The organism is Psychrobacter sp. ANT206 (genome assembly GCF_056880555.1).
This window is the reverse complement of sequence record NZ_CP096271.1, coordinates 1,793,525-1,819,660: the sequence shown is the minus strand read 5'-3', so window position 1 is coordinate 1,819,660 and position 26,136 is coordinate 1,793,525. Positions and strand designations below refer to the sequence as shown.

The window sequence follows — 26,136 nt, the reverse complement described above, 5'->3', positions numbered from 1 at the left end:
AAACTAATAGTTAATATAAAAGGATATTATCATGACGACATTATCACAAGCCAGCTGTGAAGCCTGCCGTATTGGCGCACCAACAGTCAGCGACAGCGAAGCAACAGAGTTATTACAACAAATTCCAGAGTGGACGTTGATTGAAATCGATGGCATCAAGCAATTACAGCGCCAATATAAATTTAAGAATTTCGTTTTAGCAATGGCATTTGCCAATGAGCTTGCTGAGATTTCTGAAGCAGAAGGGCATCATCCGGGCATATTGGTAGAGTGGGGCAAGGTGACGGTCACTTGGTGGTCGCACAGTATTAAAGGTTTGCATCGCAATGACTTTGTCATGGCAGCCAAGACCGACAGTTTGCTCACCAAATAATCAGAGTAGCAATACTGCTAGCAACTGATTAAACTTGTCACCCTAAAATCAAACCCTGTTGCCAGACTCTACTGGCACTCTAAGGATGTGTGATGCCTCCAAAAATTTTAACCCAAATCTCACCGCAACTGGCATTTATGATTTCAGCCATTGTCATTGCTATCATGGGCGTTACCATGATTGGCTTTGGCTGGGTACCACATTTATCATTAATCCTCGCTATCTGTGTCCTGCTAGGCATTGGTATATTTAAAGGATTAAGTTTTGATGATATGCAGACGCAAATGGCATCCGGCGTTATGCGCGGTATTGGTGCGATCTATTTATTCTTCTTTATCGGTTTGATGGTCGCTGCCTTAATGATGTCTGGTGCCATCCCAACGCTGATGTATTTTGGTTTTGAGCTGATATCACCGCAATATTATTATATCTCCGCCTTTGTGTTGACCTCTATTATCGGTATTGCTCTGGGCAGTAGTTTGACGACTGCTGCGACGCTTGGCGTGGCTTTTATTGGGATGAGTGATGCATTTGATGCTAACGTTGCGATAGCGGCAGGCGCTGTGGTATCAGGGGCATTTTTTGGTGATAAAATGTCGCCATTATCGGATACTTGTACCATTGCTTCAGCCGTTGTAGGCATCGATTTGTTCGAGCATATACGCAATATGATGTACACCACAGTGCCAGCATGGATATTAACGGTTATATTATTTTGGTTTTTCTCAGGACAGACGGCTGGCTCAGATTTAAGTCAAGTAACGGTGCTAAAAGGACAATTGATTGACAGTGGTTTGGTACATGGTTATGCGGTATTGCCATTTGTAGTCTTGATTGCGCTAGCTCTATTTCGAGTTAATGCCATTTACACCATTATTTGTACCATTGCTGTGGCAATTATCATTACTTATATGCATAGCACGCCAAACGTTGGGCAGTTGGGCGGTTATTTCTTTGCAGGTTATACACCCGCAGAGTCATTGGAGCTTGGTGAAGTGGGCGGTATGCTGTCGCGTGGCGGTGTGCAAAGTATGTTCTTTACTCAAGCGATTGTGATATTGGCGCTGAGTTTAGGCGGATTGCTGACGGCGTTGGGTATCTTGCCAGCACTGTTATCTGGTATTAAAGACAGTTTAACGACAGCAGGACGCGCCATTTTTGCCGCTGCCATGTCAGCACTCAGTATCAATGTCCTTATCGGTGAGCAGTATTTGAGTATTCTTTTATCGGGTACGGCATTTCGTCCGACGTTTGAGCGCTTGAACTTGCATCCAAAAAATCTATCACGCACCATTGAAGATGCTGGTACAGTTATCAATCCACTTGTACCATGGAGTGTGTGCGGTGTGTTTATCAGTCAAGCGTTAGGCGTACCAGTGCTTGATTATCTACCTTATGCGTTCTTCTGCTATTTATCATTGCTACTGACGATATTGTTTGGCTTTACAGGGATAACGATTACGCGTAAAGATGGGTCTAGCGTCCGTAAGCATCAAAAAGCGCAATCAGTTAATTAAATAATGGCTACATAAACCCCTTTAAAGAATATTCATTCTTTAAAGGGGTTTTTTCGTAATAGGCTAATCATCTGCTCTAAAAAATCAGCGACGTGCTTATGAAGGTTTTCTCGATAAGCCCAATGATGCTTGACCTCGTAACTTGCCTCATTGGGCAGTAGTATTTTCATCATCCCCATCTCTTCATAACGCTTTGCCAAATCATTGGGCAAGTAGCCGACATGATGACCCGCCAAAATCAACTGCGCGGTCGCCTCCATATGGTAAGTGGTGGCGCTTAACGTTTTTGGACGGACATGATTGATACTCAAATCAGTAATATAGCCTCGTTTTATCCATGGATAGTTTTGTTCCAAATCCTCAAAGGTTAAACCTTCTGCCTCATAAAATAGCCGATGCTCGCGTCCGCAGCAGACCACTTGCTTTTCGATAAATGCGGGCTGAAAGGTCAATAGGGGTGGGAAGCTGCCAAAATAGCCCACGCCAATATCACTTTCATTGCTAAGTAACTTGTCGAGCATACTCTCAGGGCTTTGCACATCGATAGAAAAATGTATCAATGGATTATTACGATAGCTTACTGCCAAGCACTGACGTAACGCATCATAAAAAACCGTTGGCATCTGATCAATGAGACATAACCGAATATGACCGCCGCGTACCGAATCTAATTGCCGAATATAATGCAGTTGATGCTGAAAGCTGGCCACCGCTTCGGTAAAACTTAAGCAAGCCTCGTAAACCGCTGCACCGTCCTCGGTGAGCTTAAAGCCTGCGCGCCCGCGATGACAAAGCGTCATACCCAAACGATCTTCTAAATGGGTTAAATGACCGCTGATGACAGACGGCGTGACATTTAAGCGTGACTGCGCGGCGGTCACACCTTGACACTCCACGATGGCCATAAAGCTCCGCAGAGTTTTGATATCAATTTTTATTAATTCATCTAGCATCGAAAGTCATGTCCCCGTATCTATTGTCTTAACCGATTTTTTTATAAAACTTCTATAAATAACGAATAAATCAAAGTTACTACGAAAAATCAGAAGTTTACTTCTAAATTTTACCATGGTCTCGCCTCTGATATTTAGGTATTGTCAGAGCTATAGAAAAAGTGACATAGACAAAAAGTAATATAGATAAATTGTCTGTTTTGACCAATCGATACAAGGATGTAAGTGATGAAATTCAATCAACCATTAAGCGGCAACGATATGCCAAGATTTGGCGGCTTCGCTTCTATGATGCGCCTGCCAACCCAAGCTGATGCTGAAGGACTGGATGTAGCATTCGTTGGGGTGCCTTTAGATATTGGCGCATCAAACCGTAGCGGTGCAAGATTGGGACCACGCCAGATTCGCGATGAATCACGCATGATTCGCCCTTATAACGTCGCCACTCGCGCAGCTCCCTTTGAGTCCTTACAAGTCGCTGACATTGGCGACGTGCCTATCAATACCTTTAACCTGCTAAAAAGCGTCGATATTATTGAGAAATTCTATACCGATAAAATCGTCAGTCATGGCGCTATTCCTTTAACGTTAGGCGGCGATCATACGATTGCACTGCCTATTTTGCGTGCGCTCGCCAAAAAACATGGCCCTGTCGGTATGGTGCATATCGATGCGCATGCTGATATCAATGATGAGATGTTTGGCGAAAAAATTGCCCATGGTACGCCGTTCCGCCGCGCAGTTGAAGAGAACCTCATCGATGGTAATCGTGTGGTACAAATTGGTTTACGTGGTACGGGTTATAGTGCTGAAGAGTTTGATTGGTCAACCGAGCAAGGTTTTCGCGTAGTGCCTGCTGAGGAATGCTGGTACAAGTCGCTGACGCCATTGATGGCAGAAGTGCGCGAAAAATTAGGCGATGGCCCAGTATATTTAAGTTTCGATATTGATGGGATTGATCCTGCGTTTGCACCGGGTACGGGAACCGCTGAAATCGGTGGCTTAACGTCAACACAAGCTATTGAGATCATTCGTGGTATGCGCGGACTTGATGTGGTTGGTGGCGATTTGGTCGAAGTATCACCGCCGTATGACCCGTTTGGTAACACCTCGGTACTAGCCGCGAACCTGCTATTTGAGATGCTATGTATCCTACCGGGTGTGCGCTATGACGATAAGGTTAAAGCCATTTATTGAGCATGACTTATAATCTTAAATTGCCTTTTATAAGGAATTAAAGGGCAGTTTGGGTTTAGCTTGGATTTGATATTGAACGACTTATTTAATTGCTATTGAATTTTTTAGGATGATTAACTCATGACGCATTCTCTACAAACGCCTTCTTCATTGCCAAATTCCGCGCCCGTTACCTCATCTCTAACTTGCGGTGAGCTACTCGTACAGTGGCTAGAATATTACGGGGTTGAGACGGTATTTGGTATTCCGGGCGTACATACGGTCGAGCTATATCGTGGCCTGCCCAATACCAATATCCGCCATGTGACGCCGCGTCACGAGCAAGGCGCAGGCTTTATGGCCGATGGTTATTACCGCGCTTCTGGTAAAGTCGGAGTATGCTTTATTATCACCGGTCCCGGCATGACCAACATCATGACGGCAATGGCGCAAGCATTGGCAGATTCTATACCGATGCTAGTGATATCTAGTGTCAATAAAGTGCAGCATACCGGCAGCGGTGAAGGGCACTTGCATGAATTGCATGACCAGCAAGGTATGGTCAGTAAGGTTGCGCTCATAAGTAAAACCATCTGGCAACCTGAGTCGTTACCCAAAGTCATCGCTGAAGCTTTTGCGTTATTTAATGGCGCGCGTCTGGGACCGGTGCATATCCAGTTGCCCATTGATGTGATTACCGCCGATGCCAGTCAGGTCGCCAAGCCGCCTGATTTAACCTCTAATTTTAATAAAACTAAAAATTTAGATAACACTGCAAAAAGCCAAGCTGATGATGGTTTAACACTACCGCAAGTCATGAGACCACTACCTCATCCTGCGCAATTATATTTGATTGTTGAATCTCTAAAAGCGGCAAAAAATCCAGTATTGCTCTATGGTGGTGGCTGCGTTGATGTCGATCATGACGCACAAAAATTGGCAGAGCTGATAGATGCGCCGACATTTTTGACCATTAATGCCAAAGGTCTGCTACCACCCGCTCATCCGTTGAGCTTAGGCAGCAATCAATCATTAGCAGCAGGTCGAGCCGTTATTACTGAAGCCGATTTGGTATTGGCGATTGGTACTGAGCTAGGTGAGACTGATTATGATGTGTTTTTTAATGGCGAGTTTAAAATCAACGGTAAGCTGATTCGTATCGATTGCGATGCTCAGCAATTGCAGCGTCCTTTTAGAGCGGATATCGCCGTATTATCCGATGCGCAAATGGCCATTAGTGGTCTATGTACGCGCTTAGAAAATAAACCGCTGAATCATCAAGCCCTCGTGAGAGTAGCAAAAGTAAAGCAAGCGTTAATAGAGGAAATGACACCAGACTTTTCTGGTCAAAATGCGCTGCTACAGCTGATTCGAGATGAAGTAAAAGAAGTCATATTCGTTGGCGATTCAACCCAGCCTGTTTATAGTGGCAACCTTGGTTTTGAGGCCTTAGCGACGCGCCGATGGTTTAATTCATCGACTGGCTTTGGCACCTTGGGCTATGGTTTGCCTGCCGCTATTGGTGCCATGATTGGCTCAAAATCGCCGGTTGTGAGTCTGATTGGCGATGGCGGCATTCAGTTTACTATCGCAGAACTAATCTGCGCCGCCGAGCTTGAGCTGCCATTGATTGTGCTGTTATGGAACAACCAAGGTTATGGTGAGATTCGCCGCTATATGGAAGAGGGTGGCCTGCCACTGATTGGGGTCAATATTAAAACCCCGAACTTTGAGCCATTAGCAGCAGGATTTGGCGCAGGTTATCGCAGAATCACAGATAAGCAGCAGCTGCTCGACGCATTGCAAAAAGACATTAAAGGCACACAACCCATCATTTATGAAATTGATGAAGCTGATGAATTTCTTCTTGAAATGGGTAAGACCTTTGCCTGCTTTAGCTGAATATTGATTTGTACTAAAAATAATTAATAAAATTAGATCCGACCAATTCACTCAATCCAAGCATTGGTCAGACCGCCAAAGGGAAAAATTGGTGATCGTCGCTTATCAAGGAGGAATCAGATGTCAAATGTTATTGATCAATCGCAGCAGCCCATATTGGGCAATCATGTTAGTGTGTCAGAGACCCCGCAAGGCGCACAGTGGCGCGCCGCAATGTGGAAGTTCTTGCTGTTTTCAGCATTGGGTATTGCGTTATTTATCATCCCGTTTCAATGGGACGGCAAGGTTACTATTTTATTGGGCGTACTGACCGATACCTTGCAAGCATTGATCGGAGGTTATGTTGTTTATGCTGCATTAGCGATTGTTACGGTTTCTTTTATCGGAGCGCTAGCGCTCAAAGGTTTGAAGCCTAACCTGCCAGCAGACTCTATGCGCGCAAAGTTGTTTGATGTCGATTGGTTTTGGCTTGCTGCGCGGTTTTTAGGGGCGCTGTTTGTTTGGATGATTTACCTACAAATCGGACCTGAGTTTATTATCAACCGCAATACTGGCGGCGTCATTTTTGAAGATTTGATACCGATTTTGATTCCTTTGTTCTTCTTTGCCATTTTATCATTGCCGTTTCTTACGGATTTTGGTTTGATGGAATTTTTGGGTACCTTGTCGAGTAAGGTGTTTGTCAAACTGTTCCGGTTGCCGGGTCGCTCAGCCGTCGATGCTATGTCTTCTTGGTTTGGCGCCGCATCTATCGGTTTACTTGTGACCATGCAAGAGTATGATAAAAGCTACTACAGTCAGCGCGAAGCAGCCATTATCGCAACGACTTTTTCGGTCACCTCCATCGCTTTTACCTATGTGGTTGCCAAAACCATCGGCGTTGACAATAACTTTGTGTATTTTTATCTGACCATTGCCTTAACGGGCTTTATTGCTGCCATTATCATGCCGCGCCTACCACCATTGTCTTTGAAGCCTGATACTTATCACTTAGGTAAGAGCATGCTTGATGAAGAGATTCCAACTGAGTACACCACCTATCAATGGGCGATCAACCGTGCAATCACGCGCGCACACTCTATGCCAAGTTTGGGTAATGTCTTTAAACACAGCCTAAAAAACCTATTTGATATCTATTTTGGCTTAATTCCGGTGGTTTTTGCTATCGGTACCATCGGTCTTGGCTTAGCCGAGTATACGCCGGTATTTAATTGGTTGTCGGCACCGCTCGTACCAGTGCTTGAATTGCTACAAATTCCAGAAGCTGCTGAAGCGGCACCAGCGATGATTATGGGCTTTGCTGATATGTATTTGCCGGCGTTAGTTGGTAAGAGTATCGAGAGTGAAATGACGCGCTTTATCGTTGGCGCAGCTTCTATTACCCAGATTATCTATATGTCTGAAGTCGGTGCGCTGATTTTAAAATCAAACATCAAGCTTAACGTGTTAGAGCTATTTATGATTTTTATTCTGCGCACGCTGATCAGTTTAGTGGTTATTACTACCGTGGCGCATCTGTTGTATTAAAAAATGTGCTTGTGCGTAATGCTATGCCAGCAGTCGGTTGTGCCTGATTAAAGGTAGCTATTGAAGCGGTAGACCGAGATGATGAGAAAGATACTTATGCATTATATGACCCAAATTTAGGAGAGGTGATTACTAAGACCAGACTGAGCACAAAAGCCCGCGTAGATATGGCAGTGGATGTCGCTACTCAAGTCTATCGGTCTTACACCCGTTGATATCTGTGCGCTTATTGTCCCGTGGAATTTTCCAATGGTAACCACTGCTTGGAAATTAGCCTTTGCATTGGCTGCAGGCTGTAACGTACTGTTAAAACCTTCTGAGGTGACATTAATCCAAGCAGGTCGTATTTAGATAAATGAGCAAAAAATAGTATTGCCAGAAGCAGGCTGGGGCGGGTTTAAGCAAAGTGGTATTGGTCGAGAGTTGGGCGCAGGTGGTCTATCGGCTTATCAAAAGAGCAAGCATATCTTGTTACCGCAATAATGCTCAAAATCTGTACATAGAAAAGCCTCCAATAAGAAGGCTTTTTTAAGCCAATAAAGAATGTCAGAACAATAAAACCGCTAAGATATTTCGATAGCGGTTTTATTGTCTATATTGTGAGCAGCTTAGTATTGAAAACTATGCGATATTAACCGAATACTTTCATGCGCTCTTCAACAGGCTTAAACGTTTTGTCGCCTGCAGGCTGCTCGATAGCACCAAATACCATTTGAGCGTTTAGCGTCCAGTCTTTGTCAATATTCCATGCTTCAGCAACTTTGTCATCGATAATAGGATTATAGTGTTGCAGATTTGCGCCAACGTCGATACTGCCCAAAGCCGTCCAAATAACATACTGATGCATCGCGTTGGTTTGATGTGCCCAAATGGGGAACTTATCCGCATATAACGGCGCGTTTTCTTGCATGCTTTTCACGACACTTTGATCTTCAAAGAACATGATTGTACCTGCACCCGCCTTAAAGCCCGCGATTTTGTCTTTTGTTGATTTAAACTTCTCTTCATCACCAACGATTGCATGTAGCATCTCTTCAGTGATATTCCACAGTTTCTGATGCTCTTCACCAAACAATACGACAACACGCGTCGATTGTGAGTTAAATGATGACGGCGTATGCAAGATTGCATGCTCAACCAACTTAACGACCTCGTCATTCGATACGGGCAATTGATTGCTCAACGCATAGATAGAACGGCGTTTTTCGGCAAGTTGTTGTAAGGTATTTAGGTCTGACATAGTATTTCTCCACAGGGTTAATATAAATTGATTCGAACTAATAAATGATCGGTACTGTTAATGGTTATATGCAGTATCTACACTTCCAATAATTATCCTTTAGTATAGATAAATTAAAATGCGTTGAAGCGTCCATTAGCTCATTGGTACTTCCATTAGCAATACTTTAGCATCATCGATGACGTCCATCGTGAAGCTTTTGGTGTCCCAAACACCAAGGCCATCGCGGGTATCTAAAGTGTTACCGTTTACGACGACTTTACCGCTAATGACAAAGATATAAACACCATTGCTAGGATCTTTTAGCTGATAGGTTTGGGTAACACCTTTATCGAAATCACCCATGCTAAACCAAGCATCTTGATGAATCCATACACCTGCATCGTCCGCATTGGGTGACAATACTTGATTGAACTCATTTGGCTTTAGAGTATTATCCATACGGATTTGCTGATAACGAGGCTCAACGTTCATTTTATTTGGGATAACCCAAATCTGTAGGAACTTCACCTCTTCTTTGTCATCGCCATTCATTTCACTGTGCGTGATACCAGTACCCGCTGACATGACTTGGATTTCACCGGTTTCGATAATGCCATTATTACCGATATTATCGCCGTGACCGAGCTTACCTGATAAAGGAATACTGATAATTTCCATATCGCGGTGTGAGTGCTTACCAAAGCCTTGACCACCAATGACGAAGTCATCATTGATGACGCGTAGCGCACCAAAACCCATACGTTCTGGATTATGATAATTAGCAAAGCTAAAAGTGTGCTTGCTTTTTAGCCAGCCATGGTTGGCATCGCCACGAGAGTCTGCTGCATGATAGATCGTTTTCATGATTTATCCTTAGATATTAATAAGTTAAATATCTATAAATGTATTATTAATTAACTTATTTAAACAATGGGTCTATTATAATTGTTGTCCTCTAATAGATAAACAACGTTAACTGCAATTAACTATTCTTTTTTTTAGAACAATTGGATGGCAGAGATAGCGCCACATATTCATAGTAGAACCATGGACTCTATAACAGGGTCAGTTGCATAAACGGTTGCCATAAACCCAAAAATCGATTACGCAATATGTTGTAAAAAGTCTCTATCACGCGCCCTAACTGATAGATACAGCACGGGCAAAACAAATAAGCCTACTGCCCAAAAACTTAGCTGCATATATAACAACGCACCCACTAATGCGCCTACTAAAAAGCTAGATACCAATACTGAGCTGTGTGCCAGTTTTTTGCGATTATCGGCTGTACGATTGACCAAGTAATCGGTCAGATTGATACCCAGTTGCGTAGTATTACCCGTCATCAATACTGTCGGACTCATATGCTTAATCACCGTTTTACTAGCGGTATTACGAATCGCCAGCGCAATTAAGCCTAATCCACCCGTTATCGCCACGGTTATATCACCAGCATCGACAAAAGGCTGATAGTACAAACCGGCAATCATAAAAGTGGTCAGAAAAAATGCTTCCGCTAAGAATAAATGGCTCAGTGTTAGCTGTTTATTTTTACTATGGTCAATAAATATCTTGGTCACCATGACCGTCAAAATAAATAACGGTAAGGCGGCAAGTTTAATCCATAGACCGGCTTCACCTTTCACCAAGCCACTGCCCGCCATCACTAAGTTACCCGTGACATGTGCGGTGAAGAAACCAAACAAGGTGATAAAACCAATGGTATCAATGGCACCGCCAACCACTGTCAATAACACAGGCGTTTGATGACGCTGCCAAAAACTTGGTAAGTTATCATTAGATGGGCTGTGAGCGTTAGTTGTCATGATAAGGAACTGTCATAAGTATTAGTGAGCATAAATACATGTTTAACCATTGTTTTCTTACTTTTAGTTATAGGCATTTATCTACGCGTGTTGCTGTGATCAATTGAATAAGCGCCTGCACCATGAGCAAAAATCATCAAGAAACCACCTGCTATCGCGATGTTTTTCATAAACGGGTTCATTTGTGATTCATCAATCCAGAACTGATGGAAAAGCAGTGCTGATATGATGTTAAAACCCACGAACAATAACGCAATCAGGCGTGCTTTAAAACCAAGCAAAATAGCAATGCCACCAAATAACTCAAGGGCAATCACCAACGGTAGTAGCATACCAGGTACCCCCATCGACTCCATATAACCTTGAGTAGCAGCATAGCCTGTGATTTTGGTAAAGCCTGAAAAGATAAAAATCATTGATAAAAATAGGCGACCAATTGGGGCGCTAAGCTCTTGTAATTTATCCATAGTAATTCTCCAAAAATGTCACAATGTGGATCTAAATCGTTTGTATGTCGCTAAGTAATGATTGTATTTTAATTGTTGACCACGTATAGATAAACCGTAATAATCGCAAATAACAGTTCTTATTTAGAGAACAGTCAAGGAGCATTTTATATGGGACAATTAGAAGACATGGCAATGTTTGTGCGCATTGTTGAAGCCGGCAGCATCACAAAAGCCGCTGAGCAATTAAACATTGCCAAATCAGCCGTTAGCCGTCGTCTCAAGGATTTAGAGACGCGCTTGGGTAGTCAACTTATTAGCCGAACCACGCGCCAATCCAACTTAACCCAAGCCGGTGAGCAGTATTACCAAAAGGTGAACAATATACTGAGCGAAGTTGACGCCCTAAACGAAGAAACTAGTGGTGCGCCCACGCGTATCGAGGGCACCTTAAAAATGACCGCGCCATTGTCATTTGGCTTGATGCATCTAAATGATGTCATTGATGAATATGCCAATCAGCATCCCAATTTGAACTTTGAGCTCGATTTCTCTGACCGGCATACAGATTTGGTTGAAGAAGGATTTGAATTGGGGATTCGTATTAGAGAACTGCAGGACTCGAGCTATCAAGCCAAACGTCTGGCGCTGATTCGCTATACCTTATGTGCTAGCCCTGAATATTTGAGTAAAATGGGCACACCAACCACCCTAGAAGATTTTGCCAAGCATGAGTTTTTACAATACGGTTTAAACAAATCCAGCACGATAGAGCTCATAGATGAGCAAGGTAAAAAGTACCAAGTCGCTATCAACTCAAAGATAAAGGTCAATAATGGCGACTTTTTACGAGAAATGGCGGTAAAAGGTCATGGAATCGCTTTTTTGCCCAATTTTATTACTTACAAAACCTTAGCCAGTGGTGCACTTGTGCCCATCATGCAGCACTATCAATTGCCGACTTTAAATGCTTATGCTGTTTATCCTAAAAACCGTTTCTTATCGCAGCGCTGCCGTTATCTAATCGATTTTATCGCTGAGCGTTTTGGCGATGATCCGTATTGGGATCGTTTTTAACTTTGTTTATGCGTTGGTGTTTGTTTTGGCTAAGTTTGTAATGCCTGTATAGATTCGCTTAGAGCAACTTAATAGGTGTTAAATACCAGCGCGCAATGCACCGATGACGATAGGCAAATACTGATTGACATTGGGTATAATAATGTCAATCACTGAATCTTGTGTGAGACCAAGCCCTTGAATCCAAGCCGCAATAAGCTTTTAGGATAATTTTCTACCCAAATCTTTTCCAGCATAAACCTTCTTTGGTTTTTGACGATTAACTTTAAAACAGCGTCCTTAGTATGTCATTTTACTGCCAGCCTAATGTTGCACCATGCTCATCTTGGTGCGCAAATAAAGGATGTGCGCGGGCTTCTGCTAATGTTAATACTGGCGTAACGCACACATCTGCCGATTCAAAAACCTGATGCCAGTGAGCAAGACCATAGCTGGCAAAGGTATCAGCGACCAATTGCGCCGCTTCTTGGCTGTCTCTGGTATTAGGCATGACACCCATTTGCCAATGCTTAGTTTTGAGCTCAGGTAACTCTAATACGTCACATAAACCTTGCCAAAACTTTAGCTCTAAAGAGCCGACTGCCATATGACGATCATCTGCTGTTTTGTACAAACGATAGCAGGGTAGTAGACCACCTAAAAAATCATGCTCCGGCTTTGGGTTTTTACCAGAGAAGCTTGCAACCAACTTACCAGTTGCTTTTGGCATGACCAGATGCTGATACAAGCTATGGGTCATACTGACCGCAACGTGACGACCTTTACCCGTGCGCTGTGCTGACAACACGGCAGCCAAAAGGGTAATGACTGCCGTATCACTGCCGCCTGCCAAATCTGCAAACTGGATATTAGGCATTGCTTGATCACCATCTGCGGTTTTGAGCTGATCAAGCACGCCGCTCATCGCCATAAAGTTGATGTCATGACCAGCTTTATTAGCCCAATCATGGGTAATGCTCTCGCCATCAACAACGCCATAACCCGTAATCGATACCATGACCAGCTTTGGATTAATAGCATGCAGGATCTTAGCGTCCAGCCCCATACCTTCAAGCACTTCTGGGCGAAAACTATCAAGCATCACATCGGCATCTTTAAGATGCGTTTTGATTGTTTCAATACCTGCTGGATCACGAAAATCAACTTTTTGATTCTCTTTACCATGGTTTAACGCGGTGAAAAGCTCGCCAAAGGCGCGGGCAGGATCACCATTAAGCGGTTCAATCTTAATAACATTCGCGCCTAAATCTGCAAGTAGTCTAGTCGCAAAAGGCCCTGGGAGGTTGCGCGTCAAATCAACAACGCGCAGCCCCTCTAGGCAGTTTTTCATAGTATCAGCTTGATTAGCCATCAACAAACTCCTCACCACTTGAAGCCATATCCACTAATATTTGAGCCGGTTCAAACCGCTTACCATATTTGCTAGCAAGCTCGCGGCTACGTTCAACAAATTTATCAACGCCTACTGAGTTGATGAACTGTAATGTACCACCTTGGTTCGGTGCAAAGCCCCAACCGAAGATTGAACCTACGTTTGCATCAGCTACCGTACGTACGACGTTTTCCTCGAAACACTTCGCGGTCTCATTGGCTTGCACGTAAAGTAGGCGGTCTACCAAGTCTTGCTGAGTCGGCTGCTCATCTGTTATTGGGCACATTTCAGTGAGCTCAGGCCATAAATGCTTTTCACTATTTTGCAGATAGTCATAGAAGCCTTTAGCAACCTTTTTACCTTCACGGCCAAGTTCTTTGACCATTTTTTCTACCACTGGCATGGCTGGATGCGGTGTAAAGGTTTTGCCTTGCGATTCCAAGGCACGCTTGGTTTGCTGCATGACATGTAATGATAGGCTTAGTGACACCTCATCTTGCAGTGCGAGTGGCGGCATCGGCATACCTGACTTCATACCAGCCACTTCGATGCTGCGTGGGTGAATACCTTCACTTAACATGGCAATACCTTCTGAGACATAAGTACCAAAGACGCGAGAAGTGTAGAAGCCGCGGCTGTCATTGACAACGATCGGTGTCTTACCGATTTGACCGACATAATCAAAACCTTTAGCCAAAGTGGCATCATCGGTTTCTTCGCCAACAATAATCTCAACCAATGGCATCTTATCTACTGGAGAGAAGAAATGTAGACCGATGAACTGGTTTGGACGATTGCTGGCTTTGGCCAGTTCAGTGATAGGCAATGTAGACGTGTTTGACGCATAAACGGTATTTTCTGGAATTACTGCTTCAGCATTACGCGTGCATTCAGATTTAATGTCTACATCTTCGAATACCGCTTCGATAATTAAATCACAGCTTTCTAAATCGTCGTAAGACGTTGTGGTTTTAATAAGGTCTAATAGTGCTTGTTTTTTCTCTTCCGTTGAACGACCACGACTAATAGCCTTGTCGAGCAACTTAGTAGAATAGTTTTTGCCTTTTTCGGCACCTTCGATAGTCGTATCTAACAATACTACGTCCATACCCGCTTTAGCTGAGATGTAAGCGATACCAGCACCCATCATGCCAGCACCAAGTATGCCGACTTTGCTCACTTTAGAACGCTCAAACCCTTCTGGGCGTGACTGACCTTTTTTAATACTATTTAACTGTGTCCAAAGCGTATTTATCATATTTTTGGACACGTCTGATAATACACAAGCGACAAAAAAGCGTGATTCGATTTTAAGACCGTTATCGATATCGGTTAGGCAGCCCTCAAATACGCTAGATAAGATATGGGTAATGGCAGGATAATTGCCGTGCGACTTTTGATTTGCCATCGCTGGCGCAATTGAAAATACTTGTACCACTTTAGGATGCTTGCTGTCACCACCCGGGATTTTAAAGCCTTTTTTGTCCCATGGCTGCTGCGCTTTTGGGTTTTCATTAATCCACGCTTTAGCCTTATTGATAAGCTCATTACTGTCATGAGCCACATCATCGATAAGACCAATGTCAACCGCTTGCTGTGCGCTAAGCGTTTTGCCTTGCGTCATCAGTTCAAGTGCTTTTTGAATACCGACTAGACGTGGCAGACGCTGTGTACCACCGCCACCTGGCAATAGGCCTAGCTTAACTTCAGGTAGACCAAGCTTTGTTTTAGAAGCGGTCTTTGGAGAGTCAATAGCGATGCGATAATGACAGGCTAACGCTAGCTCTAAACCGCCACCTAGTGCCGTACCAGTAATGGCAGCAACCACTGGCTTACCTGACGTTTCAAGTGTACGCAGGCTAGCTTTTAAGTCCTCAACCAAGTTAAACGCTTGCTCAGCTGTTTCAATAGTGGCCAGTTGGTCGATATCTGCGCCAACTACAAAGGTTGATTTACCAGACGTTAAAATCAAACCTTTTGCTTCTTGGTCGTTGACAAAAGCATCCGTCAATTTGGCGAAGGCGTCATTAAAGCCATCACCGATGACATTCATTTTACGATCTGCTTGATCGATAGTAACCGTGATAATACCGTTGTCTGATTCTGCTGAAAAACTGTTTAATTCATTAATGGCATTTACGCTGTTTGTGCTCATATTCAGTCCTTCTTAATTTATTATGCTGTACGATTAGTCATCGAAAACCGCTATTTATAAATGTTTTATCAACGTTTTTATACACGTTCAATGATAGTCGCAATACCCATACCACCACCGACACACAGTGTGATCATTGCTGTTTTTAGATCGCGGCGCTCAAGCTCATCAAGCACCGTGGTCAGCAGCATCGCGCCTGTCGCACCCAGTGGGTGACCCATAGCGATAGCACCACCATTAACGTTGACAATATCAAGCGAGAGACCAAAGTCATCCGCAGTATTAAGAGGTACAGCAGCAAATGCTTCGTTGATTTCCCAAAGGTCGATATCAGCAGCAGTCATACCGGCTTTAGTCAGTGCTTTTTTGCAGGCAGGGGTAGGGCCAGTCAACATGATGGTTGGCTCTGAACCAATCACAGATGCCATCGTTATTTTAGCGCGTGGTTTTAGACCTGCTTTTTTGCCAGCAGCCTTACTACCCACAAGACACAATGCTGAACCATCAACGATACCCGATGAGTTCCCCGCATGATGAACATGGTTAACGTTTTCAATAGTGGTGTATTTATCAAGAATAACGCCATCGAAGCCCATTTTACCGGACATCATAAATGAAGGTTTTAAGCCAGCCAAAGTTTCTACTGACGTGTTTGGGCGAATGGTTTCGTCCTTATCTAATAGCAATAAACCGTTTAAATCTTTGACTGGAACCACTGATTTATCGTAGTAGCCTTTTTCCCATGCCGCCGCGGCTCTTCTGTGTGATTCTGATGCAAATTCGTCAACGTCTTTACGACTAAAGCCTTTTAGCGTTGCGATGGTATCAGCGCCAACGCCTTGAGGTACGAACTGAACGGCATCGTTTACTCGTGGATCCATATACCAAGCGCCGCCATCCATACCCATTGGTACACGGCTCATTGACTCAACACCACCGGCAACGACTAAGTCTTCCATACCAGACATGACTTTGGTTGCCGCAAGGTTAATTGACTCGAGACCAGACGCACAAAAGCGTGACAGCGTTAACCCTGCCACACTCTCATGCCAATCGGCGTCGATAACGGCGATGCGTGCGATATCAGAACCCTGCTCACCGACTGGTGTCACACAGCCTAAAATGATGTCGTCTACCAAACTGGTATCTAAATTATGGCGTTGTTGCATCTCTTTGAGTAGCGTGCGAATCAGCCAGATAGGTGACGCCTGATGGAGGGAGCCATCTTTTTTACCTTTGCCACGTGGGGTGCGGATGGCATCATAGATATAAGCGGTCTCAGTCATAATAAATCCCTTTAATATTTCATTGGATATTTGTTAAATAATGAAATTTTGAGGAGAATGTACTCTCCTCAATTCAATACTTAACATTTGGCTTAATAATATTCTTATATTGGCTGGCATGTATTTATTTGCATGTAGCGGTTTTCATAGAGCGGCTTGGTTTCACCTAACGCTATTACATAAAGCGTGAGGCCAATTCCTTCATAATCTCATTAGTACCGCCGTATATTTTTTGGACGCGAGCATCAGCATACATACGAGCGATTGGGTACTCTGTCATATAGCCGTAACCACCGAATAACTGTAAGCATTCATCCATGACATTGCACTGTTTTTCGGTCACCCAATACTTGATTAATGACGCTTGCGGTGCGGTTAAGGTGCCATTAATCATTGCTTCAACAGCAGAGTCACACAACGCTTTTACGGCTAGATAATCAGCTTGAACTTCAGCCAGTTTAAAGCGCGTGTTTTGGAACTTCCAAATTGACTTTCCAAAGGCTTCACGCTCTTTTACGTATTCAAGCGTCAGCTCTAAAGCCAGCTTGATAGCACCGCAACCACTTAGCGCAATGATTAAACGCTCTTGTGGCAACTCTTGCATCATTTGGATGAAGCCAAGGCCTTCTATACCGCCCAATAGGTTTTTCTGTGGCACACGGACATTGCTGAAGAACAGCTCTGAGGTATCTTGAGAAGATAGACCGGTCTTTTTAAGGTTACGACCGCGCTCGAAGCCTTCTAAACCATCCGTTTCGACCACAATCAGAGAGACACCCTGAGCGCCCTGATCGCGATCCGTTTTGCAAGCTAAAACGATAAGGTTGGTATGCTGACCGTTAGTAATGAACGTTTTTGAACCATTGATAATGTAGTCGTTACCATCTTTCACTGCGTAGGTTTTGATTGCCTGTAAGTCAGAGCCTGTCGTTGGTTCTGTCATTGCGATAGCGCCAACAGATTCGCCAGTAGCCAGTTTAGGTAGCCATGCTTTTTTCTGCTCTTCAGTACCGTGCTTTAAAATATATGGCGCTACAATACCTGAGTGAACCATACCACCAAAACCAGCTTGGTTGGCCTGTGCCTGAGCCAACAAAATAGCGGCTTCGTGACCAAAATCACCACCGCCACCGCCATATTCTTCAGGCATTGACGCACATAAAAAGCCCATATTGCCAGCCTCGTGCCAAGCTTCACGGTCGATCATGCCGTTTTCACGCCACTGCTCGTCTTTATCTTCCCAGCTCTTAAACATCTTCAAAGCACTGTCATATACCATGCTGTGTTCTTCGGTCATCCAGTTTGAGGCAAAAGCTTCAATACTCATGTTGTCCATCCTTGACATTAATTATATAGAAATTGAATTTAGGGTAATTTATATTACCCTTTAGTTCGGTGTTAAAAACTCTTTAAAATAAAAACTTGTAGAAGATATACTAGATGACCAAAATGCTTTATTCAACACGTTTAAAATAAATGGTAATACATCTTACCTTAGACAAAATTGGCTCATTGAATAAAGTGATTGACTCTAGTCCAAGTAGATTAAAAGGGAGTAAGTAGTAATGACAATGAAGGCGGTCAAGCAAAAGGATGGTATTGAGACCTCTCAACATTTAGCGCCCTTATCAGATATGCGACCTGCCACCTTGGATAAGATTGAACAAGCGGTTCGTAAAGTGTTCGCAGGCTTCGACCCTAGTGAAGTAACGATGGCTCAAATTGCAAAGTCTGCCAACGTTTCATTGCAAACGCTTTATAAATATTTTGGAGACAAGCAAACTTTGTTTAATACCATTATGGATATCGTGCTTGGTAGGTTGGCGACGCGGATCATGGACCATTTACAAGGGATTGATAGCGTGAAAGATCGATTGCGCAAGACACTCTGGGTATGTTTTGATTTTGTCGACAGCCATCCAGATGCAGTGATGGTGCTGTCCTCGATATCGGTATCCCGCATTCGCAGTATTGCTATTTATGAGAATAAAGAACTGATTGGTGCATTTTTGGATGTATTAGAAGATGGGCAAAAACGGGGTGTATTGAATGACAGTGTGCCGCTATATATTTTGTTTGATGTTTTTATGGGTTTTATTAGCCGTCTAGGTTTTATGCATATTATGCGGCAGACCAATACGCCGATAAACGCAGAATTTGACGCGCTATTTGTGATTTTATGGCGAGCGATATCTAAGCCTGAAACAGAGAAAGTGTAATGGCTTATCGCCTAGACCATACTAGAACCTGACTTTCTAACAGTGTTTCTAATCTTAACTTTTATCGTTAGACAGTCATTTTAACTAATGAAAACAGTAAAAAGGGGCATTACTGTCTGGTTTACTGTTATTAATCTCAGTTTGCTATAAACCTGCTCGGACTACTACAGACACAAAAAAGCCCTTATGCTATTAAACATAAGGGCTAATCAGTCATTCTCGGACTTGCTTGTACTGCTAATTGGTACCGGTGGTCGGACTCGAACCGACACGCTTTTAAAGGCAACGGATTTTGAATCCGTCATGTCTACCAATTCCATCACACCGGCGTGTTAGGTAATAAAGTTTATATACTGCAAACATTATCGAATTGGGCTACAGGGTTATCTCTGTATAGGCTGCGTATTATAGCAGCCTATTTTTGAGCGTCAAGAATTATTTATTGTATTTTGAATAAAAGTTTAGATTTTAACCAACGAAGGCGCGTTCAACCGCATAATCTGCCTGAACACCCATACGCGGTGATACTGTTAGACCAAAATCATTCAAAATAGCTGAAACTTCAGCGTTAAATGGCATACTACCGCAAATTAGGACACGATCATCTTCCTTATTCATCGGAGGCAGTCCGATATCTTCAAAAAATTTGCCAGATTTCATTAAGTCGGTAATACGACCAGTGTTTCTAAATTCTTCGCGAGTGACCGTTGGGTAGTAGATGAATTTCTTACGGAAATCTTCACCAAAAATTTCATCATTCGGCAGCTCGTTTTCGAACATGTCACGATAAGCCAAGTCACTAATACCGCGCACACCATGCACTAATATGACCTTTTCGAAACGCTCGTAGACTTCAGGGTCACGTGCCAATGCTAAAAATGGTGCAACACCTGTACCGGTTGAGAGCATATAAAGGTTTTTACCCGGTAATAGATCATCTAATACCAAAGTGCCCGTTGGTTTTTTACTGACCAATAGCTCATCACCAACTTTGATATGTTGCAGACGAGACGTTAAAGGACCGTCTTGCACTTTAATGGAGAAAAACTCCAAATGCTCTTCATAGTTAGGACTGGCAATCGAGTAAGCGCGCAGCAACGGCTTGCCATCAACGACCAAACCAATCATCGCAAACTCGCCATTGCGAAAGCGCAAGCCGTCGTCGCGTGTGGTTTTGATGCTAAATAGTGCATCATTCCAATGATGAACCTCTGTAACCGTTTCGGTGCGAAGTTTTGACATAAATTCCTCGTTAGTAAGTGGTAGTCTGTATCAATCTAAATAAATGCTGAATACCCATTTTTCATGATAAAGTCAAAATGGTGCAAAATTTTAATAGAAGATGAATGCTATCAATGCTAATGAAGCCATCACTCTGTTATTTTAACATTATTATTCGGCGTTATAAGGTGATGCGGCGCGCATGACCGCGATTTTTAAGCCATTAATGATGAATGCAAGCCATTCTCAATAAATTTCTCGCTCATCATAACAAACTTTAAAATAAAAATCCGTCAAGCGGCTTTGGTATAGCATGATAAAATGGAATATCGTTAGTGAGTTATTATCTATAATTAGTCACAGATGGCTTGTATAGCGCTTATGTGGAACTATAAAACCCTGTTTTTTGGATTTGATTTATGTCTTGTCAGACTGCTTCTTCATTGAGTAATCATATAGCACCGATTATCGGCTACCATCGTGCGCCGCTTTCACAGAAATTTGGCGCACCAAGACAGCCAAATTTGGTTGCATTGACCAGTGTTATTGAGATGATTGCTCCTTATGATACGCCAGCTGCGTTTGTTGGTTTGGAAGATTTTAGCCATATATGGGTAAGTTGGCAGTTTCATCATAACTATTTATATAAAGACAAGTTGCATAAAGACAAGCAGGCAAGCTCAAATGATGATAATCAGAAAGAGAAAGTGGAGAGCGCTTTTCGCCCGCAAGTGCGACCGCCACGCTTGGGTGGCAATCAGAAGATAGGCGTGTTTGCCAGTCGCAGTATGTATCGACCCTCAGCGCTTGGATTGTCTGTGGTTAAGCTTGAAGCTATTGAGATTGTAGAAGGACGGGTGCTACTTATCATTAGCGGTGCTGATATGATAGATGGTACGCCAATTATCGATATTAAGCCTTATGTGACTTATAGTGATGCGCTACCTGAGGCAAAAAGTGGCTTTGCGCCCTCTGCGCCGCATTTGTTGGAGGTGACTGTCACTAAAGTTGCCTATGAGCAGTTTGTGCAAATTATAGACAATCAACATATTCATAATGAAGCAGAAAAAACCGCTCACAATGAAAAAGCAAAGGTAAAAGCGGTCATTGATAAAATACAGAAACAGTTACTTATACCTGATCTCGATAATATAAAAGCCTTGATAGCACAAGACCCACGCCCAGCTTATCGCCGTATAGAAACAGATTTGTCATTTGTCATGCGTTATAAATCTGTTGATGTCAGCTTTCAATTGCTGGAATCGGGCGAATTACAGATAACCGCAGTGGTAGAAATATAAAACATCGCAGTGCATATAATCATTAATGACACGACTTAAACCATAAAAGAAGAAAATTATGCCCGCTCAACCGTACTCGATAGTGATTGATTTACGTTGGTGCCTTGATGAGTTGTTGGCAGATAAAGTCATCGATCAACGAGGCTATAATCTTGTGATTACCAGTCGCCGCACTAAGGGCCAACATCCGCTATTGACCATTAGTGAGTTTGGTCTGCCTAATAGCCATGCACTTGATAATAATACTGAAAATAAATTAACTTTGGCATGGCTCAATCAATGGTTGGCTGCCAAAGCAGATATGTCGCTGGTCCGTATTGACCCGTTAAAAGTCGATGTACCAGCAGTGACGCAGCTCATGTCGTTTGAGTATGCACGCTCGCAGCATATTTTGCCGATTGAAGTAACGCTTGATGAGGTGGTTATCGGTACCGATCAGCCATTTTATACCGATTGGCATGGCAATATTGAAAAGCTCATTAAGTCAAAAAGCTATCGTACAGTCTTTATTAATCCTGAACAAATCAATCGCTATCGGCAAGAATTTTACCAAGTCACGCAAGCGATTGCAGGGGCGAACTCACTACATAAACGTGCCGCATCTGATATCACTAATGTTGAAGCACTATTACAGCTAGGGGACAATACCAACCCCGATGCCAATGACCAACATATTGTCAAAGTCGTCGATTGGTTGTTGCAATATGCCTTTGAGCAGCGCGCCAGTGATATCCATTTAGAGCCACGTCGTGAGACGGGCAAGGTGCGTTTTCGCATTGATGGGGTGCTGCATAGTGTTTATGAGATGCCACTCGCTATTATAGTGGCGGTAACGGCACGTATTAAAATCTTGGGACGGCTCAATGTTGCAGAAAAACGCAAACCACAAGACGGGCGACTAAAAACACGTACACCAAAAGGCTTAGAGACGGAGCTGCGTTTATCCACGATGCCGACTGCCTTTGGTGAAAAGTTGGTTATGCGGGTATTTGACCCTGAGGTACTAGTACGCTCCTTTGCTCAGCTTGGTTTGTCAGGTAAGCAGCTGGAGACTTGGCACGAGCTGACAGCGCATCCAAATGGCATTATATTGGTTACCGGTCCGACGGGTTCGGGTAAAACGACCACTTTATATAGTACGCTCAAGCAGCTCGCCACTGAGCAAGTCAATGTCTGTACTATTGAAGATCCGATTGAAATGATTGAACCTGCCTTTAATCAAATGCAGGTCAATCCAGGGGTTGATTTACATTTCGCTGATGGTATTCGCTCTTTGATGCGCCAAGACCCTGATATTATTATGGTTGGTGAGATTCGTGATGCTGAAACGGCTAATATGGCAGTACAAGCGTCTTTGACAGGACATTTGGTGCTCTCAACCTTGCATACCAATGATGCACCAAGCTCAATTACTCGACTGCACGATTTGGGTATTCAGCCTTTTTTGACGTCAGCGACTATCTTGGGCATCATGGCACAACGTTTATTACGGACATTATGTCCACATTGTAAGCAAGCCGTGGACGTGACCTTAGATAGCGAGATTGCCATTCAATGGCAAGAATTAGTACAGCCGTGGCGCGCGTCCGTGCCAGCGCAGATTTATAAGGCACAGGGTTGCGAGCATTGCCGCCATACTGGTTATCAAGGTCGTATTGGTCTTTATGAGATTATGCCATTATCAAATGAGTTGAAAAAACTGGTCGCTGCTGATGCCAATCTGGATGTATTAAAGCAGCAAGCATACCGTGAAGGCGTACAGCCATTACGCCTATCGGGTGCGAAGCGTATTAGTGAAGGGGTAACGACCATGGAAGAGGTGATGCGCGTGGTACCTTTGCATTAGTAGAGAGCCGCTATATTAAAAGATGCCATTGCATTAAAAGTAAGTTTGTTAAGCAGTGCTTGAAAAGTGCCCGCTTCAAAACAATAAATACCATACAAATTGAAATTTTTATCCCAATAATTTTTAAAAATGACTATAACGAGATTGTTTATGTTTACCGATAGCCACTGCCATCTTAACCGTTTAGATTTGACCAAATACGATGGTCAATTGTCTGGCGCAATTGCCGCGATGAAAGAAGCCAATGTCACTCGCGCGATGGCAATTATGTGTGATTTTGCTGAATATGATGAGATTGCCAATATCGTCAGTACCTACGGCGATGAAACGCTCAATCTTGGCATGAGCGTTGGTATTCACCCTTGTGAAGATATCAGCGTTTTACAATCTGCAACCGTTGAACGTTTGATAGAAACGGCTAGCGCTGACCATGTGTGGGCAATAGGGGAGACGGGACTTGATTATTACTGGTCGACAGAAAATAAAAAAGCGCAACAAGCCAGCCTTGCCCGTCATATTCATGCCAGCCAAAGCCTAAAAAAACCGCTTGTCATCCATATGCGTGATGCTAAAGAAGATACGATTGATATTTTAAAAGCAGAAGGTGCTGAGCATGGCATTATTCATTGTTTCACCGAAGATTGGGAAACCGCAAAACATGCCTTAGACTTAGGATTTTACATCTCATTTTCAGGCATTGTCAGCTTTAAAAGCGCCCAAAATATCAAAGATGCGGCAAAAAATATGCCAAGAGACAGGATATTGATCGAAACGGATAGCCCTTATCTAGCGCCTGTCCCCAAACGTGGTCGCCCTAATGAACCTGCCTATGTACCTTATGTCGCCAGTTGTATTGCAGAGATGTATGGCTGCAGTAGCGAAGAGGTCGGTACATTGACTGCAAAAAACTTTGAGAATTTACTAGCACAGTATCATTAAAATGGTTATGCTATGACCACTCAGTCATTTCTTGCAAGTGGCAGCTGTTTTATGCATGCCGTCTTGCAGTGTTAAATATAAGTACATGATTATAAATGATTATTTAGCAAACATAAGCATATTTCTTTATTGTGTTCGTCAAGCAGTCTTTGAAGTATTTGATACTCCGAATGCCGATATGCCAATACGAACTGTGGTCATATGCATGATATTGTCAAGTTTTAGGAGAAGTTATGAGTCGTCAGCATCAATTCAAGGTACGAGAAGAGAATATCTTAGCAATGGCAGAGCAATTGCTACTTGAGTCAGGCGATGGCGACATCACTTTAGACAGCTTGGCAGACCAGCTTGATTTGGCTAAAGGCACATTGTATAAGCATTTCTCCAGTAAAGATGAGCTCTATCTGCGTATTATCATTCGTTATGAAGAGCAGCTGTTTGAGATTAATCGTATTGACGATTGCCCATCAGCAGGCGTCGCTCGTATGATTTTCCAGCAATTATTTAATCCACAAAAAGCCATGCTACTCAATCAAATCGAAGAGCGTTTAGCAGCATCAGTGACAGGTCTTAACCGCTTATTTGGTGAGCTATATGATATTCGCCGTCAGCGCATGAAGCGCTTGATTGATATCATCAGTGCTTATCTGAAGGATGAGCACAGTAGCTTGAGCACACGTGATTATCTATCATCTATCTGGGCGATGGGTCAGGGCGGTGCAGGGCTGTTGAACTCAAGTTTTTATCAGCGTTATTTGGGACGCCGCGATACTCTGCGTTATGCCTTTGTCCAACAAATGCTAGAGCTGCCAAGCCATTACCCGGCGGCTGAGGATGAAGTGATGGATGAGGATATGCAGGAATTGGTCGAACAGATTGATACTGAGTCAGAGGAACATCGCAATACCAATTATTAGGTTTTTACTGTAACGTGAAAACCATGAGTGGTTATTTTATAAAAATCTGTGTTGTTATATGCTATATAGCAGCACATTAACCTTTACTTGATACGATCAATCCTCTCTCCCGTTTTATATCTCACCCAATATAACGTCATTTTTAAAAGAATGACGCCATTCAAGATGACTTTTGTATGTCAAAACTCTCATCACCAATGAAACATCATCATACCCAAGCTGGCTTTACACTGGTTGAAATCGTCGTCGTCGTGGTTATTTTGTCTATATTCGCTGGCATGATGAGCTTATCAGTAGGTAGTAGTGAATCGCGTAAAAATCGCGCTTTTTATGAGCATCTGACGGATTCATTAAGCTATGTTAGGCTGTTATCGGCTGAACGTATGCAGCCGATGGGTTTGAGTCTGCAAGCCAATAAGCAAGGTCAAGTAACTCCGGTTATAGTCACTTTATCTAATCCTTATGTGGCTTATCAAACTGACGCTTCTATATCTTCTAATACAAATGGCACGCCTAAAAATTCAATGGAGCTATCTGCCGATTTATCCAGTATGTCTAGTGGGATTAAAGACAAGCTACCAACACCAAGCTGGGAGCTTGAGTCCGAAGTCACTTTGCCTGAGCTGCCTGCTGGGGTGAGCTTAGCCATACAAAGCCTAGATGCTGGTAATATGTCAAATAGAGGACAAATCCAAACGCTACAACCTTGGTTTACAGATCAAACAGTGCCGCAAGTATTATGGTTTGGCACAGGGCAAGCAGCACCGGTGACCATTGAAGTGCGCCATAATTCGCGTCTGGTAGGTGAGGTCATTACGATTATGCCAGATGGCAGTATGTCGATAGGTCAAGGGCAATAAC

General features: G+C 43.3%; 24 protein-coding genes and 1 tRNA gene. 14 read left to right on the top strand and 11 right to left on the bottom strand.

Annotated features, from left to right (window positions below; all coding sequences use genetic code 11):
• The first annotated feature begins 31 nt into the window (after window positions 1-31).
• Window positions 32-373, top strand: coding sequence for a 4a-hydroxytetrahydrobiopterin dehydratase (locus tag M0221_RS07605; protein ID WP_020443697.1), 342 nt, complete (start codon window positions 32-34; stop codon window positions 371-373).
• Between the two features lie 92 nt (window positions 374-465).
• Window positions 466-1,890 (top strand): Na+/H+ antiporter NhaC, encoded by a 1,425-nt coding sequence (gene nhaC, locus M0221_RS07600; RefSeq protein ID WP_483283447.1) that lies wholly within the window; start codon window positions 466-468, stop codon window positions 1,888-1,890.
• Window positions 1,891-1,922: 32 nt separating this feature from the next.
• Here the strand turns inward: nhaC and M0221_RS07595 are convergent, their stop codons facing one another.
• Window positions 1,923-2,795 carry a LysR family transcriptional regulator gene (locus M0221_RS07595; protein ID WP_483283446.1) on the bottom strand — a complete coding sequence of 291 codons (873 nt, stop codon included), beginning with the start codon at window positions 2,793-2,795 and terminating at the stop codon, window positions 1,923-1,925.
• A gap of 276 nt (window positions 2,796-3,071) precedes the next feature.
• Here M0221_RS07595 and speB point away from each other — a divergent pair, with 276 nt between their 5' ends.
• From speB to M0221_RS07570, 5 genes are all read left to right on the top strand, one after another.
• Window positions 3,072-4,040: an agmatinase gene (gene speB / locus M0221_RS07590; RefSeq protein ID WP_201532048.1), complete on the top strand. Its 969-nt coding sequence runs from the start codon at window positions 3,072-3,074 to the stop codon at window positions 4,038-4,040.
• Window positions 4,041-4,160: 120 nt separating this feature from the next.
• Entirely contained in the window at window positions 4,161-5,921 is a 1,761-nt protein-coding gene (locus M0221_RS07585; protein ID WP_483283445.1) for a 5-guanidino-2-oxopentanoate decarboxylase, read from the top strand.
• Between the two features lie 120 nt (window positions 5,922-6,041).
• Complete coding sequence (locus M0221_RS07580; protein WP_483283444.1) at window positions 6,042-7,448, top strand: YjiH family protein; 1,407 nt, start codon at window positions 6,042-6,044, stop codon at window positions 7,446-7,448.
• A gap of 177 nt (window positions 7,449-7,625) precedes the next feature.
• Complete coding sequence (locus M0221_RS07575; protein WP_228707432.1) at window positions 7,626-7,799, top strand: aldehyde dehydrogenase family protein; 174 nt, start codon at window positions 7,626-7,628, stop codon at window positions 7,797-7,799.
• 21 nt (window positions 7,800-7,820) lie between these two features.
• Window positions 7,821-7,931, top strand: coding sequence for a hypothetical protein (locus M0221_RS07570; RefSeq protein ID WP_483283443.1), 111 nt, complete (start codon window positions 7,821-7,823; stop codon window positions 7,929-7,931).
• A 148-nt stretch (window positions 7,932-8,079) separates the two neighbouring features.
• On the opposite strand, the gene M0221_RS07565 is transcribed toward M0221_RS07570, so the two are convergent.
• From M0221_RS07565 to M0221_RS07550, 4 genes are all read right to left on the bottom strand, one after another.
• On the bottom strand, window positions 8,080-8,688 hold the full coding sequence (locus M0221_RS07565) for a nitroreductase family protein (protein WP_483283442.1): 609 nt from the start codon (window positions 8,686-8,688) through the stop codon (window positions 8,080-8,082).
• A 135-nt stretch (window positions 8,689-8,823) separates the two neighbouring features.
• Window positions 8,824-9,534, bottom strand: coding sequence for a pirin family protein (locus M0221_RS07560; RefSeq protein WP_483283441.1), 711 nt, complete (start codon window positions 9,532-9,534; stop codon window positions 8,824-8,826).
• A gap of 239 nt (window positions 9,535-9,773) precedes the next feature.
• Window positions 9,774-10,496, bottom strand: a complete 723-nt coding sequence (locus M0221_RS07555) for a YoaK family protein (RefSeq protein WP_133104535.1) — start codon at window positions 10,494-10,496, stop codon at window positions 9,774-9,776.
• A gap of 77 nt (window positions 10,497-10,573) precedes the next feature.
• A complete protein-coding gene (locus tag M0221_RS07550; protein WP_011513873.1) occupies window positions 10,574-10,963 on the bottom strand; it encodes a DoxX family protein in 390 nt (129 codons plus the stop codon).
• A gap of 150 nt (window positions 10,964-11,113) precedes the next feature.
• Between M0221_RS07550 and M0221_RS07545 the strand changes: the two genes are divergently transcribed.
• Window positions 11,114-12,019: a LysR family transcriptional regulator gene (locus tag M0221_RS07545; RefSeq protein WP_483283440.1), complete on the top strand. Its 906-nt coding sequence runs from the start codon at window positions 11,114-11,116 to the stop codon at window positions 12,017-12,019.
• A gap of 292 nt (window positions 12,020-12,311) precedes the next feature.
• Here M0221_RS07545 and M0221_RS07540 read toward each other — a convergent pair whose 3' ends face one another.
• The 4 genes from M0221_RS07540 to M0221_RS07525 all read right to left on the bottom strand — a co-directional run bounded on the left by M0221_RS07540 (window position 12,312) and on the right by M0221_RS07525 (window position 18,159).
• Window positions 12,312-13,370 (bottom strand): CaiB/BaiF CoA transferase family protein, encoded by a 1,059-nt coding sequence (locus tag M0221_RS07540; protein ID WP_483283439.1) that lies wholly within the window; start codon window positions 13,368-13,370, stop codon window positions 12,312-12,314.
• Entirely contained in the window at window positions 13,363-15,546 is a 2,184-nt protein-coding gene (locus tag M0221_RS07535) for a 3-hydroxyacyl-CoA dehydrogenase NAD-binding domain-containing protein (RefSeq protein ID WP_483283438.1), read from the bottom strand. Before M0221_RS07535 ends, M0221_RS07540 begins: the two co-directional genes overlap by 8 nt.
• Before the next feature lie 77 nt (window positions 15,547-15,623).
• Window positions 15,624-16,832: an acetyl-CoA C-acetyltransferase gene (locus tag M0221_RS07530; RefSeq protein WP_483283437.1), complete on the bottom strand. Its 1,209-nt coding sequence runs from the start codon at window positions 16,830-16,832 to the stop codon at window positions 15,624-15,626.
• Between the two features lie 175 nt (window positions 16,833-17,007).
• A complete protein-coding gene (locus tag M0221_RS07525; RefSeq protein WP_483283436.1) occupies window positions 17,008-18,159 on the bottom strand; it encodes an acyl-CoA dehydrogenase family protein in 1,152 nt (383 codons plus the stop codon).
• 238 nt (window positions 18,160-18,397) lie between these two features.
• On the opposite strand from M0221_RS07525, the gene M0221_RS07520 reads away from it, so the two are divergent.
• Entirely contained in the window at window positions 18,398-19,051 is a 654-nt protein-coding gene (locus M0221_RS07520) for a TetR/AcrR family transcriptional regulator (protein ID WP_011513867.1), read from the top strand.
• A gap of 242 nt (window positions 19,052-19,293) precedes the next feature.
• Here the strand turns inward: M0221_RS07520 and M0221_RS07515 are convergent.
• Window positions 19,294-19,380: transfer RNA gene (locus M0221_RS07515), tRNA-Leu, on the bottom strand.
• 139 nt (window positions 19,381-19,519) lie between these two features.
• On the bottom strand, window positions 19,520-20,293 hold the full coding sequence (locus M0221_RS07510; protein WP_011513866.1) for a ferredoxin--NADP reductase: 774 nt from the start codon (window positions 20,291-20,293) through the stop codon (window positions 19,520-19,522).
• Between the two features lie 398 nt (window positions 20,294-20,691).
• On the opposite strand from M0221_RS07510, the gene M0221_RS07505 reads away from it, so the two are divergent.
• From M0221_RS07505 to M0221_RS07485, 5 genes are all read left to right on the top strand, one after another.
• Window positions 20,692-21,573, top strand: a complete 882-nt coding sequence (locus M0221_RS07505; RefSeq protein ID WP_483283435.1) for a tRNA (N6-threonylcarbamoyladenosine(37)-N6)-methyltransferase TrmO — start codon at window positions 20,692-20,694, stop codon at window positions 21,571-21,573.
• Between the two features lie 58 nt (window positions 21,574-21,631).
• Complete coding sequence (gene tfpB / locus M0221_RS07500; RefSeq protein ID WP_483283434.1) at window positions 21,632-23,419, top strand: type IV pilus assembly ATPase TfpB; 1,788 nt, start codon at window positions 21,632-21,634, stop codon at window positions 23,417-23,419.
• A 150-nt stretch (window positions 23,420-23,569) separates the two neighbouring features.
• Window positions 23,570-24,358, top strand: coding sequence for a TatD family hydrolase (locus M0221_RS07495; protein WP_483283433.1), 789 nt, complete (start codon window positions 23,570-23,572; stop codon window positions 24,356-24,358).
• 233 nt (window positions 24,359-24,591) lie between these two features.
• Window positions 24,592-25,275, top strand: coding sequence for a TetR/AcrR family transcriptional regulator (locus M0221_RS07490; RefSeq protein ID WP_011513862.1), 684 nt, complete (start codon window positions 24,592-24,594; stop codon window positions 25,273-25,275).
• Window positions 25,276-25,451: 176 nt separating this feature from the next.
• Window positions 25,452-26,135 (top strand): prepilin-type N-terminal cleavage/methylation domain-containing protein, encoded by a 684-nt coding sequence (locus tag M0221_RS07485; RefSeq protein WP_483283432.1) that lies wholly within the window; start codon window positions 25,452-25,454, stop codon window positions 26,133-26,135.
• The last annotated feature ends 1 nt before the right edge of the window (window position 26,136 follow it).

Coding starts and splice junctions, on each gene's coding strand:
- M0221_RS07565 (WP_483283442.1), bottom strand. CDS start 8,688: ATGTCAGACCTAAATACCTTACAACAACTTGCCGAAAAACGCCGTTCT.
- M0221_RS07585 (WP_483283445.1), top strand. CDS start 4,161: ATGACGCATTCTCTACAAACGCCTTCTTCATTGCCAAATTCCGCGCCC.
- M0221_RS07550 (WP_011513873.1), bottom strand. CDS start 10,963: ATGGATAAATTACAAGAGCTTAGCGCCCCAATTGGTCGCCTATTTTTA.
- M0221_RS07520 (WP_011513867.1), top strand. CDS start 18,398: ATGACAATGAAGGCGGTCAAGCAAAAGGATGGTATTGAGACCTCTCAA.
- M0221_RS07575 (WP_228707432.1), top strand. CDS start 7,626: ATGTCGCTACTCAAGTCTATCGGTCTTACACCCGTTGATATCTGTGCG.
- M0221_RS07495 (WP_483283433.1), top strand. CDS start 23,570: ATGTTTACCGATAGCCACTGCCATCTTAACCGTTTAGATTTGACCAAA.
- M0221_RS07595 (WP_483283446.1), bottom strand. CDS start 2,795: ATGGCCATCGTGGAGTGTCAAGGTGTGACCGCCGCGCAGTCACGCTTA.
- tfpB (WP_483283434.1), top strand. CDS start 21,632: ATGCCCGCTCAACCGTACTCGATAGTGATTGATTTACGTTGGTGCCTT.
- M0221_RS07605 (WP_020443697.1), top strand. CDS start 32: ATGACGACATTATCACAAGCCAGCTGTGAAGCCTGCCGTATTGGCGCA.
- M0221_RS07555 (WP_133104535.1), bottom strand. CDS start 10,496: ATGACAACTAACGCTCACAGCCCATCTAATGATAACTTACCAAGTTTT.
- M0221_RS07580 (WP_483283444.1), top strand. CDS start 6,042: ATGTCAAATGTTATTGATCAATCGCAGCAGCCCATATTGGGCAATCAT.
- M0221_RS07525 (WP_483283436.1), bottom strand. CDS start 18,159: ATGAGTATTGAAGCTTTTGCCTCAAACTGGATGACCGAAGAACACAGC.
- M0221_RS07545 (WP_483283440.1), top strand. CDS start 11,114: ATGGGACAATTAGAAGACATGGCAATGTTTGTGCGCATTGTTGAAGCC.
- M0221_RS07530 (WP_483283437.1), bottom strand. CDS start 16,832: ATGACTGAGACCGCTTATATCTATGATGCCATCCGCACCCCACGTGGC.
- M0221_RS07540 (WP_483283439.1), bottom strand. CDS start 13,370: ATGGCTAATCAAGCTGATACTATGAAAAACTGCCTAGAGGGGCTGCGC.
- M0221_RS07560 (WP_483283441.1), bottom strand. CDS start 9,534: ATGAAAACGATCTATCATGCAGCAGACTCTCGTGGCGATGCCAACCAT.
- M0221_RS07505 (WP_483283435.1), top strand. CDS start 20,692: ATGTCTTGTCAGACTGCTTCTTCATTGAGTAATCATATAGCACCGATT.
- M0221_RS07490 (WP_011513862.1), top strand. CDS start 24,592: ATGAGTCGTCAGCATCAATTCAAGGTACGAGAAGAGAATATCTTAGCA.
- M0221_RS07535 (WP_483283438.1), bottom strand. CDS start 15,546: ATGAGCACAAACAGCGTAAATGCCATTAATGAATTAAACAGTTTTTCA.
- speB (WP_201532048.1), top strand. CDS start 3,072: ATGAAATTCAATCAACCATTAAGCGGCAACGATATGCCAAGATTTGGC.
- nhaC (WP_483283447.1), top strand. CDS start 466: ATGCCTCCAAAAATTTTAACCCAAATCTCACCGCAACTGGCATTTATG.
- M0221_RS07510 (WP_011513866.1), bottom strand. CDS start 20,293: ATGTCAAAACTTCGCACCGAAACGGTTACAGAGGTTCATCATTGGAAT.
- M0221_RS07485 (WP_483283432.1), top strand. CDS start 25,452: ATGTCAAAACTCTCATCACCAATGAAACATCATCATACCCAAGCTGGC.